General features: G+C 36.0%; 14 protein-coding genes and 1 pseudogene. 10 read left to right on the top strand and 5 right to left on the bottom strand.

The genetic code is table 11. From position 1 onward, the window contains the following. Window positions 1-305: 305 nt before the first annotated feature. The gene (locus WA249_RS07730; protein WP_336167603.1) at window positions 306-1,184 is read left to right on the top strand and encodes a MetQ/NlpA family ABC transporter substrate-binding protein; all 879 of its coding nucleotides are present in this window, start codon (window positions 306-308) and stop codon (window positions 1,182-1,184) included. 357 nt (window positions 1,185-1,541) lie between these two features. Continuing rightward, window positions 1,542-1,750, top strand: a pseudogene (locus tag WA249_RS07725) (hypothetical protein); the annotation flags it as partial. 79 nt (window positions 1,751-1,829) lie between these two features. On the opposite strand, the gene WA249_RS07720 reads toward WA249_RS07725, so the two are convergent. Further along, window positions 1,830-2,246: a MerR family transcriptional regulator gene (locus WA249_RS07720; RefSeq protein WP_336167601.1), complete on the bottom strand. Its 417-nt coding sequence runs from the start codon at window positions 2,244-2,246 to the stop codon at window positions 1,830-1,832. A gap of 22 nt (window positions 2,247-2,268) precedes the next feature. Further along, a complete protein-coding gene (locus WA249_RS07715) occupies window positions 2,269-2,787 on the bottom strand; it encodes an SRPBCC domain-containing protein (protein ID WP_336167599.1) in 519 nt (172 codons plus the stop codon). 273 nt (window positions 2,788-3,060) lie between these two features. Here WA249_RS07715 and WA249_RS07710 point away from each other — a divergent pair, with 273 nt between their 5' ends. The 4 genes from WA249_RS07710 to WA249_RS07695 all read left to right on the top strand — a co-directional run bounded on the left by WA249_RS07710 (window position 3,061) and on the right by WA249_RS07695 (window position 5,449). Further along, window positions 3,061-3,411, top strand: a complete 351-nt coding sequence (locus WA249_RS07710) for a hypothetical protein (protein ID WP_336167597.1) — start codon at window positions 3,061-3,063, stop codon at window positions 3,409-3,411. A gap of 218 nt (window positions 3,412-3,629) precedes the next feature. Then, complete coding sequence (locus tag WA249_RS07705) at window positions 3,630-4,661, top strand: hypothetical protein (RefSeq protein WP_336167595.1); 1,032 nt, start codon at window positions 3,630-3,632, stop codon at window positions 4,659-4,661. Beyond that, window positions 4,661-5,014 carry a hypothetical protein gene (locus WA249_RS07700; protein ID WP_336167593.1) on the top strand — a complete coding sequence of 118 codons (354 nt, stop codon included), beginning with the start codon at window positions 4,661-4,663 and terminating at the stop codon, window positions 5,012-5,014. Before WA249_RS07705 ends, WA249_RS07700 begins: the two co-directional genes overlap by 1 nt. 66 nt (window positions 5,015-5,080) lie before the next feature. Continuing rightward, complete coding sequence (locus WA249_RS07695) at window positions 5,081-5,449, top strand: hypothetical protein (RefSeq protein WP_336167591.1); 369 nt, start codon at window positions 5,081-5,083, stop codon at window positions 5,447-5,449. A gap of 231 nt (window positions 5,450-5,680) precedes the next feature. Here the strand turns inward: WA249_RS07695 and WA249_RS07690 are convergent, their stop codons facing one another. After that, window positions 5,681-6,166: a hypothetical protein gene (locus WA249_RS07690; protein ID WP_336167589.1), complete on the bottom strand. Its 486-nt coding sequence runs from the start codon at window positions 6,164-6,166 to the stop codon at window positions 5,681-5,683. Window positions 6,167-6,907: 741 nt separating this feature from the next. Here WA249_RS07690 and WA249_RS07685 point away from each other — a divergent pair. Next, window positions 6,908-7,462 (top strand): TetR/AcrR family transcriptional regulator, encoded by a 555-nt coding sequence (locus tag WA249_RS07685; RefSeq protein WP_336167587.1) that lies wholly within the window; start codon window positions 6,908-6,910, stop codon window positions 7,460-7,462. A 99-nt stretch (window positions 7,463-7,561) separates the two neighbouring features. Here the strand turns inward: WA249_RS07685 and WA249_RS07680 are convergent, their stop codons facing one another. Together WA249_RS07680 and WA249_RS07675 are read right to left on the bottom strand one after the other, a co-directional pair. Next, window positions 7,562-8,167, bottom strand: coding sequence for a nitroreductase family protein (locus WA249_RS07680; RefSeq protein ID WP_336167585.1), 606 nt, complete (start codon window positions 8,165-8,167; stop codon window positions 7,562-7,564). A gap of 51 nt (window positions 8,168-8,218) precedes the next feature. After that, window positions 8,219-9,361, bottom strand: a complete 1,143-nt coding sequence (locus WA249_RS07675; protein WP_336167584.1) for a glycerate kinase — start codon at window positions 9,359-9,361, stop codon at window positions 8,219-8,221. Between the two features lie 396 nt (window positions 9,362-9,757). Here WA249_RS07675 and WA249_RS07670 point away from each other — a divergent pair, with 396 nt between their 5' ends. The 3 genes from WA249_RS07670 to WA249_RS07660 all read left to right on the top strand — a co-directional run bounded on the left by WA249_RS07670 (window position 9,758) and on the right by WA249_RS07660 (window position 13,571). Then, complete coding sequence (locus WA249_RS07670) at window positions 9,758-12,166, top strand: FdhF/YdeP family oxidoreductase (protein WP_336167582.1); 2,409 nt, start codon at window positions 9,758-9,760, stop codon at window positions 12,164-12,166. 78 nt (window positions 12,167-12,244) lie between these two features. After that, window positions 12,245-13,030, top strand: a complete 786-nt coding sequence (fdhD, locus tag WA249_RS07665; RefSeq protein WP_336167580.1) for a formate dehydrogenase accessory sulfurtransferase FdhD — start codon at window positions 12,245-12,247, stop codon at window positions 13,028-13,030. Window positions 13,031-13,178: 148 nt separating this feature from the next. Beyond that, a complete protein-coding gene (locus WA249_RS07660; RefSeq protein ID WP_336167578.1) occupies window positions 13,179-13,571 on the top strand; it encodes a YkvA family protein in 393 nt (130 codons plus the stop codon). The last annotated feature ends 45 nt before the right edge of the window (window positions 13,572-13,616 follow it).

The raw sequence follows: 13,616 nt of genomic DNA, 5'->3' as shown, positions 1-13,616 counted from the left end.
TTATTCATATAATATATTTTTTATTTTCAATATCTTACTGTAAACGTGTCTATATATCAGAATCGAACAAGTTATTTGTAGAATGTTCACTTATTGATATATGATGATCCAATATTTAGAAACTGATTCAAAACATAATTCTATTGTTCCGCGAGCAAGATCAAGGAAGAAATAAGGCTGAATTCAGGCTTCTAAACCCTTATATATCTGGAAATTATTTCTAGCCAAATATTGCATTTCTACCCAATGGTTGGGAATGTCTAACTCTTTTGCAGAGTAGGCGTTTCCTATTTTAGGATGTATCTATGAAAAAATTATTTAGTGTCCTGTTCAGCGCATCTGTACTCACACTGTCTGCATGTAACAAACAACCTGCACAAACTGAAAATACAGCACCTGCTAAAGACAAAACTGAGTCAGTACGCACGATTAAACTTGTTTCAACAGGTTCAGATACTGACGTATGGAAATATGTTGCAACGCTTCCTGAAACTAAAGAAGCGGGCATTAAACTCGAAGTGACCAACCTGACTGACTACGTTGTATTAAATACATCTGTAGCAAGTGGCGAACAAGACGTAAATGCGTTCCAGTCATTTAACTATTTAGCAGCTTACAATGCTTCAAATAAAGCCAAAGTTGCTGCTGTTGCGACGACTTACTTGGAACCAATGGGTCTTTATGCAAATAAAGCTAAAACTGTTGATGAGTTACCACAAGGCGCTACAATCGCGATTCCAAACGATACTGCTAACGAAGCACGTGCATTAACATTATTGCAGTCTGCTAAACTAATTAAACTTAAACCAAACTTTGACCCTGTAAAAGGGACAACCAATGACATCGCTGAAAATCCTAAAAATTTGAATTTAAAACCAATTCAAATGACGACGGCAGTTCGTGTTAAAAACGATGTAGATGCAATTGTATTAGGTAATACATTGGCTCTTGAAGGTGGTTTAAACGTACTGAAAGATTCTATCTTCCGTGAACCTGTTGACCAGTCTACAAAGCTTTATGTGAACTTATTAGGTGTTGCTGAAGCGAATAAAAATGACCCGATCTATGCGAAATTAGGTGAACTTTACCACTTACCTAAAGTACAAAAATTTGTGAGCGAAAAATTTGCAGGTACAAAAGTTGAAGTTAACAAACCTGTTTCTGAGTTTACAGACATCAAATAAGTAATTTTTTAATTAAAATTATTTTCCAAAGCTAAGTCTCGGTAATCGGGGCTTAGCTTTTATTTTTTATACTTCATATAACGCTCATTATATTAAATTGAGAAAAAATCTATCTTTTTAAAAAATAATAAATAGAATTAGGAACAATTTTTCTAATGTAAGCACTAAATAGTAATATCTATTTTTTGAATATACATCTATACAATTTTCTTGGCATTCCACCTTTGAAAAATATGAAATTAAAGATTTAACAATTATGATAACCCGTACAGCCATTCTCTTTTTTTGCAATTTTTCTATTTTTTATTGTTCCATTAATTGGTGTTGTACTAACACTAGGCTTATTGGTGAAAGTACTGTTCTCGGGGCGACATCATACTACTTGAAATTCCACTCATTGATTACGATATTGGAAAAGAATTTGGTAAACCTGAGCCCGATGGACCTAATGCGCGTTTTCGTCCGAGTGAGTGGGGTGTTCAAGAATGTGAAAAAGGTCATGAGCCAATTAAAGTTAGCCCTGCATATCTGGTACTAAGCCCAAAAAGCCTTGGTTTCAACCATAATGACTAATGCTTTCATCCTACCTGTTAATAACGCAAGATGCTGAAACGGTAATTCAAAAAACAAGCCTCCGTTTTCTAATTAATTTTTTGAAAGCTTATACAAGTTTTCAATCATATCTTGAATTATGTCCTGATTTTTAACAAAAGAATTATCTTTAATATATTTTTTAACATCGGAAAGAGTATCTTTTCCATATTCTAGTAACTTAATTTGTTGACTAATCATCTCTATTTTTTTATCAATTAACTGATTAGAGATAATGTTACATTCTTCAGAAGGAGGTTTTGTTTCGAGTTGAATGAGTTGTTTAATCTCTTCCAAAGTAAATCCAATACTTTTTAAACATATAATTAACTTAATTTTTTGTTCATGTATATCCTGATAGTTTCTATAGCCATTTGTTAATCGATCGGGAATCAATACTTCACATTTTTCATAAAAACGTAAAGTATCTAATGATAGGCCATATTTTTTTGAAAATTCACTAATATTCATTCAATAACCTTTCTTGCTTTATCTAGGATATTTTGCAGGTATCTTTTTTAACATTATGATCTTCAACATATTCTTTGAAAGATTTGTTCATTTTATCAAAATTTAACTGTGTAGGTTGAATAACAAAATAATTTAAAATAGGTACAAGTAGCCCATTAAAATCTTCTGCTTGAACTAATTGAGTTGTATTGGCATCAATTCTAGTGAAAATAAATTGATGTCGACCATTAAACAATCCATTTATATATAATTTTCCTTCCCATTCTAAGTGATATTTATCAAGTTTTTTTATTACTGGTTGCATTTGAAATTGCACTTTTCTATTTTCATTGTATAAATCTACACTAATTTGTTGACCTACATGGGTGGGGAATCTATCAATACCAAATAACGTATTCCATTTCGGATACGACGAGGTGCATGTGAAGGCTTGCCAAACATGATCTATTGGCTGATTTATAACGATCTTTGTCTCAATTCTTTTATGACGAAATAAAAAAATGAACACAGAAAATACAACGATAGTGAAAATTACTTTCATCAAATAGTACCTGTAGTGCTTAATACTATGATGATTCTAAGGTTGGAGTTTACTCTAAGGTCAAGTGCAATTTTACCTAAATGTTAAATTGGGTTGTATCTAATAAGCCTCTTTGGGGATCACAACTCTATTATTAGTTTTCATAATGATGCTGTCATTAAATTATATGGCTGTAATAAATGTCATATTTTTAGTATAATCGATGAATTAATAATTATTTATATTAATCTAACTTCTACTTAATTCTTAAATTTTACAAATATAGGTTAATTTATGGCTGGTGGTTCTCAAATTATAATTAACAAGAATGGTATTACTATCATTACGCCTGCAAAGTTTGAGGCGAAAGCTGGGCAGCATCTTTTTAAAAGTGGAGAGCAAGTTATTAATGCAGTTCCCCAACTACCTGTATTGGGAGAGCGAAATCAGCATAATTTGCGGTACCTTTTGAAAGATAAAGAAGGTCTTCCATTTGCTCATCATAAATATATTGCTTTTATGCAAAATGGAAAACAGCTAAAAGGTATCACTGATGAGAATGGATATACTCAATTAATTAATACTGTACGTCCAGAAGAAATATCTATCCACTTGTATAACAATGAAGAAATTAATATAGATTAGCCATGACAAAGTTCTATCCATATGTTGTATTAAAAACAAACGTTAGTCCTAAGTTTTTAAAATATAACATTTATATATACAACACAGTACTTAATAAAGCTGAAACCACTATTCTTTTTAAAGATACGGCTTTTAAGAAAATAGGTAATGACCTTTATCAAACTAAATCGGTCGAAATCGATAGTTAAAAAATAGAGTTAGAAAGACTTAGAGATTGTGTGATTATTCTTAATTTATATAGACTAAGTACATCAGGCCAAGAAAGTTTAGTAATTAGTCGATATATTGTTCCAGATAAAATCGAATCCTATGCTTACCAAGATCATGAAAAGAATAAAAATATTCCCGTAACAAAATACGTTGAGTCAACGGCTGTAACTAAAGTTGTTAAGGGGGATGTTTCTAAAAATGATTTTGAACTTGCTTTAAATCGAAATCGAATTTTTCAGTGCATTGACCCTGGATGTAAGCCAGGAGAGGCTAAAGATCCTTTTTCTAAGGCCCAAATTGAAGCTGGCTTACAGTCGAGATTGAATGAACCGTTACCAAACCAAGATCAGTCATCTTTATGTGGGCCTGCAGCCTACTTTTTTTGTCTAATAAACTTAAGCCCCTCTAGATATAAATTAGCAGTAAAACAGTTATGGGAGAAAGGTCAAACAGAAATTGGGAAGCTTGTGATTAAACCATCATTGGATGGAAGTAGGCGTGTAAAGAATTATTTTCATATAAAAAGTGGTGATCCCAAAATTCCTCCAATTGATTGGATCACGCTTGCAAGCTTACGCGAGTCTGAAAATATTATTTTAACACTGAAAGATCCGTCTCAAGAAGTTGCCGGAATTACACCTTGGCCCGAATTGAGTAGCTGGTTTGAAAAAACAGGCTTTAAAGGAGTGAAAGCTTACCCCTTTTATTTTAATGGTTATTGCCCTAGTTTAATAAGTGAAATTAACCGATACGCTGGAGATGACTATTATGTAATTACCTTAATATCGGCTAGTCTTCTTAGTCGTGGCAGTAGCTCTGGTACTCAAAGTTTTCCAGATCACTGGATTGTTTGGACTGATAAATTAAGAGATACAAAAGGACAGCCGATAACAAGTTCTTCAGATCCTTATAAAACCGAAGTTCGACTGAAAATGTTTACGTGGGGGGAGAATACCCAAAGACTCGGTAGAGGTATATCTCTATATAATTTCGAAAAGAAAGTTTTTTTTGCTTTAATTGTTAAAAAGGAGAAATTCTAATGAAAATTAAACTTATCGCTATTTTCTCAATTTTATTGATGCTTACAGGTTGTGGTAAAAAATATACGATTACTCCTGATAGTTTATCAATAGCTCACGTTAATCAAGAATACAAACAAACTATAGAAATATCAGGAGGAAAAATTGTCGATCATTATGCTAAATTAGAAACAAATATTCCTAAAGAATTAGGAATAACAGTTCAACCTGCTAATGATCTAGATGGTTATAATGTTATTGAGGTCAAGGGAACTCCAAAGTATAAAGGTACATTTACAATTCATATTTGGGTGGGATTTTATGCTGGTGGCGATAATGAAATCGATAAAACCTATGCTTTTACAGTTCAGTAAAAGAGACCTTAATTTTTAACAAGTGAAATGAAATTTGTATCCATTTAACAGGAAGAAGAGAATCTAATGGTGGAGAAATCTAACAACTATATTTACTCCATTATTTTTTCAATCCTGTTGATACTTACAGGTTGTGGTAAGAAATATAAGATAACACCTGATAGTCTGCCTATAGCTCATGTTAATAAAAATTATCAACAAATAATTAATATTTCAGGTGGGAAAACAGTTGATGGAGATGTAGATTTTAAAAGTAATATTCCTAATGATTTAGGTATATCTGTTAGTCCAGATGAAAGTAGTGGCTATAATCAAATTACAATCAAAGGTATTCCAAAATACACAGGAGTTTTTACTATTTATATTTCGACGGGATTCTATGCTGGTGGTGATGCTGAAATAAATAAAACCTATACTCTTAAAGTTAAGAAATAGATAGCTTAAATTTTAAGATTTTCTAAAATTAATATAATATGACTTATATAAAATATTTTTAGCTTAAAACAACCTATAATCAATAGGCTGTTTTGATTTATAGCCCTTTAAACAACGGGGTAACTCCAGAGATAGAACAGGTACTAAATGATTTAGAGCTTGAATTGGAAAATTATTAGAAAGATACGATATAGCCTCCTTAAATGAGGCTAATTTCTAAGAGCAGTTATTCTATGAAAGAAGCTCACATTGTAAGGAAAGCCAATTTTTAAGATCATTTAAGAAGGTAGGCCATATCTCATCTAGTTCTAATTTAGATATACCTTCTGAAGCCAAATATAACTCATCATCATAATAATTTATAAAATCGTATAGATCTTCATCTTCAACAAGTTTAGATATCTTTATTAATAGTGCAAATAAATTAGAAATTAATTTTATTGAATATCCGAGATAGGGCGTTATCTCTGTATATTTTTTTAATATTTCATAAAGAATTTTTTTCTTAAGAGTAGATTCTACGTTAGTTTCAGCAATACTAATATTATTAAAATAATCTAAGATTTCCTCATCTTTAGAGAAAAAACAAATGTCTAAAGCTAAAAGATCTGCTGGGTTTTTGTCTAATTTATCTATAGCCCATTTTTGAATGTCTTGAGCAGTTTTTAAGTTTAATGTTAACTCCAGTTTGAGCTGAAACTTCTCTGCATCATTCATTTCATATTATTCACTTCACTTAGAATTAATAGAATATACCTTATACAAAGAGTCTGTCATAGGGTGAAAGTTTTCTCTATATCCCTTTTATATATTCTATTCTTGCCTACTTAAACTAATATATCTATATAAATTTCACTCCCTTTATAAACCCCCATTTAACAATAACTCACTCATTATTTATCCTTACTTTTTAATGATCTAATTTAAAACAAATGTCATTTTGTGTGCTTGACTGCAAAAGGGCGGAGCACTATCCTTTGCCTGCTGGCCTACATTGCCAGTCGGTTTTAGCAGACCGTACTCAAGAGCATTGAAAAAATTCGTTTTTTTAATGTGAACCCGCTCGTCTCCCTTTTGTTGCGGTAGGACGGAAGGGGGACACCTTCGGGTGTGCTGGGTCTTGAGCCAGTCTGCTAACCCCCTTTCGTTCTGCCACCATAATTTAAATGTCTGGCAGAACTCCCAATAAAGAGGAGTTGGCTTTGTACATTCATCATTTCTTGGCAGCCTTTGCCAAAGTCTATATCGACACGACTTAAACTTTTAAAGCAGTTTGATGGCCATTGGGCTTTCAGACTTTAAGTCGTCACGACCAAAAAACTTAATCAACAATAAAACTTGAGATGTGCCCAGCACAGTCTTGATGGCTTTGCTATGCCTTTTTTCAGCTTTAAAAAAGTAAAAGGCTTTTATATCTCATTTATATACAACAAAAATTTAATTTATAACGGTAAAACTATGCCAAATTTAATTCTCTCAACACGGGCCTTAAAAGTTGTAAATAAAGCGATTGATCTGTTTCATCACAGTGGGTTTCACATGGTTGGTGTTGACACAATTATGCGAGAAACAGGAGTGGCAAAAATGACGTTTTATAATTATTTTCAATCTAAAGAACGTTTCGTTGAAATCTGTCTAATTGTGCAAAAAGAACGTTTAAAAGAAAAAGTAATTTCAATTTCTGAGTACGACCACGATGCGGGCGCGATTGATAAACTCAAAAAACTTTATTTCTTACATACCGATGTAGAAGGGCTGTACTACTTATTATTTAAAGCCATTTTTGAGACAAAACTGACCCATCCAAATGCTTACCAAATTGCTGTAAGGTATCGAACATGGCTAATAAATGAAATCTATAGCCAGCTTATAAAACTAAAAACTGATGCTACCTTTCAGAATGCAAAACTATTTTTATATATGATTGAGGGAACCATTATTCAGCTTTTAAGCTCTGATCAAGCAGGGGAAAAAGAGAAGTTGATAGATTACTTTTTGAATCAGTTTAATTAGAATTCAAAGTCCACTTTATTATGATTGTCAAATTAAAGGCTTCCAACGATTTATATTAAAAATAACAATCGTATGGAAGCCTAAAATCTGACTCATAACTTAGAATGTATTTTGAATAATGACATCTTCAAAAGGAAGTTTGCCCACACGTGGGTAAGGCTGGGCTGCCGACTTACCAACAGCAATCATTAAACACACCACATGATCTTTAGGTAAGTTAATGAGTTTCGCCATCGCGTCAAAGTCAAAACCATCCATAGGGCAACTGTCTAAACCATGCTCTTGCGCAAGAAGCATTAAGGTTTGAGCAAAAATACCCGCGCTACGCATCACTTCATCACGTTGAGTTTGCGGGCGGTCACGGTAATATTGATCAATCGCACCTACCATAATGTTTTGCACTTCTGGAGTCGCGCCATCCCACACACGTTTAGCATCGGCTTCCCACGAGCTTACTTTTGCGCATAACACAATCAGTAATGATGCTTCGGTCACTTGTGGTTGGTCCCAAGCAATGGTACGAATTTTTTGTCTTAACTCAGTGTCTTCAATCACTACAGGGCGCCAATGCTGCAAGTTAAAAGCACTTGGTGCATTTGCTAAAACTTCTTGTAATAACTCCTTTTTGTTCTCTTCAGATAACTGAAAAGAAGGGTCGAAGCGTTTAACCGCGCGGCGCTTACGTAGAGCATCAATAACGTTCATAAGACATTCCTATTTGTTGGTTTAACCGTTTTAAAAATAATGAAGTAATGTTTAGTCGTGGTTTTGATTAAACTTAATTAATCTCGCAATATCAATTGTTCTCTCATAAATGAGTTGTGCTGCATGTTCACAGGCATATTCTAATGTGATTGGGCCATTGGTTAGTGAAAAAGCAGCCGTAACCCCGTGCTCATAAAGCGCTTGGTAGCCTTCGCCTAATGTTCCTGCAATGACAATGACAGGTATATTTTGCATTTTCGCGACTCGGCTCACACCAAAAACTGTTTTGCCACTTAAGGTTTGTTGGTCAAATTTACCTTCACCCGTAATGGCCCAATCCGCATTAGATATTTTACTGGCAAGCTGATTGAGTTCAGCCACAACTTCAACTCCAGCTTTAAAGTCTGCGTTTAAATAACTTTTTGCTGCAAAACCTAAACCGCCCGCAGCACCTGAGCCTGCTTCATCTCGTTTGTCGAAACCTAAAAGCTCCGCAGAGACATCGGCAAAATGGGTAAGAGCTTGGTCAAGTAACTCTACTTGAGCAGGTGAGGCACCTTTTTGTGGACCGAAAATATAAGATGCCCCGTTTGGGCCACAGAGTGGATTGGTCACATCGGCAGCTAGTAAAAACTGTGTGTGCTGAATACGTGAGTCAAAATGTGTTAAATCAATTTTTGATAGGTTTTTGAGAGCAAGTCCGCCTGTGGGTAAAACCTGTTGGTTGGCGTCGAGCAAAACAGCACCCAAAGCACTGAGTAGTCCTGTGCCGCCATCATTGGTTGCACTACCGCCCACAGTTAAAATAATATCTTTTGCACCTGCATCTAAAGCATCTAAAATGAGTTGGCCTGTTCCAAACGTTGTGCTCTGGCAGGCATCACGCTCAGACGTTGGAACTAACTGTATGCCACTCGCTTGAGCCATTTCAATGATGGCTATTTTTTGTTTTTCTAACCAGCCCCATCTTGCTTGAACTGGTTTACCTAATGGTCCCATTACGGTTTTTTCACGCCATTCACCTTCACAGACCTCTAACACAGCTTCTATGGTTCCTTCGCCGCCATCTGCCATTGGACATATCAGCGTTTCAGCATCTGGAAAAACTTTTTGCCATCCTTTGGCAATGGTTTGAGCGACGCCCAAAGCCGATAGGCTGTCTTTAAAAGAGTCTGGCGCAATCACAACCTTCATAAGTTCTCTGATTCTGTTTTTCCAATTAATTTATACTGCTTAAAGCCATAAAAACTTACTTAAAATGATGTAAATTTCAGCTCATTACATCATTTCTATTTTTTTAAAATATAAAGTGAATTATGTTTTTATCTGTAAAAAATAGGTTATTATGTTTTTAAGATATTGTTATTATTTAATTTAAATGATTTTTTAGATTTGGCTAAATGATTGTAATTATAAAAAATATGGCACATATTATAAGAACGATTGAGCCAGCTTTTAAAATATTGGGAATAGCATAAAAAGCGGACTCTACCCATAAGCTAGACAGCAGATAGCGTAGATATAACCATAATTAAGTTGTGAATTTATCGCACCTATAGAATGTGTAAAAAGAAATAAGAGGATGACAAAGTGGATAATTCAGAAGAACAAAAGCATATACAAGAAAATAACGGCTTTGCACGAATTGAACCCTATACTCATCCTGCGGGCGGATGGGGGGCACTACTCAGTGTCGCTCGAAACTTAAAGCGGCAAGATATTTTAAAAAAAGGTTCGATTACCTTACTCAATATTAACCAGCCTACGGGCTTTGACTGTCCCGGTTGTGCATGGCCAGAAAAGAAAAATGCTCATGCCTTTAACTTCTGTGAAAACGGTGCAAAAGCAGTTGCATTTGAAGCAACCAGTAAAACTGTGACTCCCGAATATTTTGCAGGCCATACCGTCAGTTGGTTATCAGAACAAAGTGATTTCTTTCTAGAAGACTTAGGTCGCTTAACTGACCCAGTCCGCTACGATGCTGCAACAGATAAATATGTCGCAATTTCATGGGATGAAGCATTTCAGATTATTGCTAAGCATCTTCATGCGTTAGATCACCCAGACCAAGCTGCGTTTTATACCTCTGGCCGTGCCAGTAATGAAGCAGCATTTTTATATCAATTGTTTGTGCGAAGCTTTGGAACAAATAACTTCCCAGATTGTTCGAACATGTGCCATGAAACCACAAGCGTTGGGTTACTTGATTCGATTGGTTTAGGAAAAGGCACAGTCACCCTAGAAGACTTCGATATAGCCGATGCAATTTTTAGTTTTGGGCATAACCCCGGAACTAACCATCCACGTATGTTAGGTACTTTACGTGAAGTGTCTAAACGTGGCGGTAACATTATTGCGATTAACCCGATTAAAGAGCGAGGGCTAGAGCGCTTCCAAGACCCACAAGCACCACTTGAAATGATGACTAACGGTAGTACCCCAATTAGTCGTTATTATTTCCAACCTAAAATTGGTGGTGACTATGCACTCATGTTAGGAATTTTAAAGCACCTAAATGAATGGGACAAAAAGGCACTCGCCTCAGGTAAACCAAGTGTTTTTGACCGAAACTTTATTGCGGTGAATACAATCGGTTTCGACGAGATGATTGCTGAGGTTGAAAAAACTGAATGGGCAGATGTCTACAAACACTCAGGCCTATCACCAGAACATTTAGAAAAATTAGCCAAGCTCTTTTTAGAGTCTGAGCGCTCAATTTTCTGTTGGGGGATGGGCATCACTCAACACCGCCACGGAACTGCTAATGTCCATATGTTAGCGAATTTACTGTTGGCACGTGGTCAAATTGGCAGGCCGGGTGCAGGGCTTTGTCCAGTTCGTGGACATAGTAATGTGCAAGGTGACCGAACCATGGGCATTAATGAGTTACCTAGCCCTAAATTACTCGACAACATTGACCGCGTGTTTGGAATTAAATCCCCTAGAAAAAATGGACATGGTGTGGTTGAAACTATTAAAGCTATGGCTGAAGGCGAGGTCAAAGTCTTTATTGGTCTAGGCGGAAACTTTGCAGTTGCAACCCCTGATACACCGTATACCCAAGAAGCACTTAGAAAGTGTAATTTAACCGTTCATGTCGCAACTAAGTTAAACCGTAGCCATTTGGTGTGTGGTAAAGAGGCACTCATTTTGCCATGTTTGGGCCGTACCGAAATTGATGAGCAGCTTCATGGCCCACAAGCCATTTCAGTCGAAGATTCGATGAGTAATATTCATTTGTCGGCGGGGCGTAATACCCCAATTTCTGAAAATATTTTATCTGAACCTGACATCGTGGCAAGAATGGCTGAAGCGGTGCTACCAGACAGCCAGATCAAATGGAAATGGTACATTGAAAGTTATGACCGTATTCGTGACTCAATTGCTGAGGTCTTTGATGAGTTCCATGACTTTAATTTGCGTGTCTATAATCCAGGTGGCTTCCATCTAGAGCATCCGGCAAATCAGCACATCTGGAACACAAAAAGTGGTAAAGCGCAGTTTATGATTACACCACTTAATGAAGTCTACGGTGATAAAGAAAATCAATATGCTGCTGCCTATACCGAGAGTAAAGTTTATACCTTAATGACCACTCGTTCTCATGATCAATACAACACGACGCTATATGGTCTCGATGACCGTTACCGTGGGGTCTTTGGTCAACGCCGTGTGTTGTTTATGAATCAAGCGGATATTGATGAAGCTGGCTTTGAAGCAAACCAGTGGGTTGATATTGAAAGTGTTTTCTCAGATGGCGTTAAACGTGTTGTGCATAGTTTCCGTATTGTGCCGTACAACATTCCGCGTGGCAGTTTAGCTGCGTACTATCCAGAGACTAATCCTTTGGTGGCGTTAAGCAGTCATGATAAATACGCCAAGATTCCAGCTTCAAAAAGTGTTCCTGTGATTTTGCATGCTGGTGATGCACCTGCACACTTTAATTTGGCAACAGCAGTTGACCCTGAAGATGCCGATAAGAAAGTAAGCAACCTTTAAATCAACAGCGACATTAAAAATGTAATTCAAACAAATGGCGCTCTAAATAAGCGCCATTTCAAGATAAAGGAAATTATTTTGACACCACATTCTTATGGGGTTGAAACATTACAAGTAAAGCGGTTTAAGAAAACCGAATCTGAAAGTGTTTTAGATAATATTGTTCAAGAGCATCCGATTGCTTTGGTATATAACGGCATTTCTCATGCAGTGATGATGGCAACACCTACTGATGTGAGTGTGTTCGCTAAAGGTTTTAGTTTGTCCGAAGGAATTTTGACGAGCTTAAAAGAGTTGTACGCCATTGAGGTTCATGAAAGTGAATTGGGAATTGAAGTGAATATGACCATTTCATCTAGAGCATTTGCTGCATTAAAAGAAAGACGGCGTATGTTGGTCGGGCGTACAGGCTGTGGTTTGTGTGGCATTGAAAGTTTAGAGCAGCTTCAGCTCGATATTCCTAAAATTACCATCGAACCTTCCAAAGAGTGGCTCGAACAAATTCCAGTCGCGATTTCTCAATTAAAAGATCAACAAAAAATTACTGCCTTAACGGGTGGCGCTCATGCCGCTGCTTGGGTGGTTCAAGGCAAAATCATGGCTTTGTTTGAAGATGTTGGTCGTCACAATGCCTTAGATAAATTGTTAGGTTATTTAGCTCAAGAAAACTACGACACCAGTTTGGGTTTTGTGGTGATGACCAGTCGTGCAAGCTACGAATTAATTCGTAAATGTGCGCAGCTTAATATTGGTTTATTGGCTTCAATTTCTGCCCCAACCAGTATGGCAATTCGACTCGCAAAGACTTCTGGCTTAACTTTGGCAAGTTTTTGTCGTGGAGATGACTTTGTTTTATATACCTAAACATGATGCGTAGAAATATTGAACAGATCAGCTCAAATTAAATAACTTTCAAAATAATCGGAATATACATTTTTATTTTGCCTAATTTTAAGTTAAGCATGAGCTTTATACTTTATGATCAGATTTTTGTAGGTCAGAGTGCGCCCCAATGGCTTGGTTACAGTCTTTAAAAGATTGGGCAAAACGTCTAAAAAAACAAATTATTATGCTTTGGTTTGCATCAAAGCATCCTCAAATGCCATGGTTTCCCAAAGTTATTGCAGTGGTAGCGGTAGCTTATGCTTTTAGTCCCATCGACTTAATTCCAGATTTTATTCCTATTATAGGCTTGGTTGATGATGCCATTATTGTACCGATACTGATTTGGCTAGCACTTCGTTTTACACCTCAACAAGTAATTTTAGATGCTGAACAACAAGCCAAAGAGTGGCTAGATGAACATGAAAAAGGGCCAAAAAATTACTTGGTTGCTGTGCTTATTATTTTAATGTGGCTAACACTTGCGGTGATGGCTTATTTTTATGTTGGTGGTGGTTTTTAAGTAAACTGAGTCTTGAAGCCCTGTACTAATTTAATGCTCTTAACA

It is taken from the genome of Acinetobacter sp. 161(2023), from assembly GCF_037027805.1.
GTDB lineage: Bacteria > Pseudomonadota > Gammaproteobacteria > Pseudomonadales > Moraxellaceae > Acinetobacter.
The sequence above is the reverse complement of the archived record's forward strand: the minus strand, read 5'-3'. Positions and strand labels throughout refer to the sequence as shown.

Bases quoted from the DNA above. Each gene is read 5' to 3' on its own strand.
- WA249_RS07720 (WP_336167601.1), bottom strand. From the start codon at position 2,246: ATGAATATTAGTGAATTTTCAAAAAAATATGGCCTATCATTAGATACT.
- WA249_RS07710 (WP_336167597.1), top strand. From the start codon at position 3,061: ATGGCTGGTGGTTCTCAAATTATAATTAACAAGAATGGTATTACTATC.
- WA249_RS07675 (WP_336167584.1), bottom strand. From the start codon at position 9,361: ATGAAGGTTGTGATTGCGCCAGACTCTTTTAAAGACAGCCTATCGGCT.
- WA249_RS07700 (WP_336167593.1), top strand. From the start codon at position 4,661: ATGAAAATTAAACTTATCGCTATTTTCTCAATTTTATTGATGCTTACA.
- WA249_RS07695 (WP_336167591.1), top strand. From the start codon at position 5,081: ATGGTGGAGAAATCTAACAACTATATTTACTCCATTATTTTTTCAATC.
- WA249_RS07715 (WP_336167599.1), bottom strand. From the start codon at position 2,787: ATGAAAGTAATTTTCACTATCGTTGTATTTTCTGTGTTCATTTTTTTA.
- WA249_RS07730 (WP_336167603.1), top strand. From the start codon at position 306: ATGAAAAAATTATTTAGTGTCCTGTTCAGCGCATCTGTACTCACACTG.
- WA249_RS07680 (WP_336167585.1), bottom strand. From the start codon at position 8,167: ATGAACGTTATTGATGCTCTACGTAAGCGCCGCGCGGTTAAACGCTTC.
- WA249_RS07685 (WP_336167587.1), top strand. From the start codon at position 6,908: ATGCCAAATTTAATTCTCTCAACACGGGCCTTAAAAGTTGTAAATAAA.
- WA249_RS07660 (WP_336167578.1), top strand. From the start codon at position 13,179: ATGGCTTGGTTACAGTCTTTAAAAGATTGGGCAAAACGTCTAAAAAAA.
- WA249_RS07690 (WP_336167589.1), bottom strand. From the start codon at position 6,166: ATGAATGATGCAGAGAAGTTTCAGCTCAAACTGGAGTTAACATTAAAC.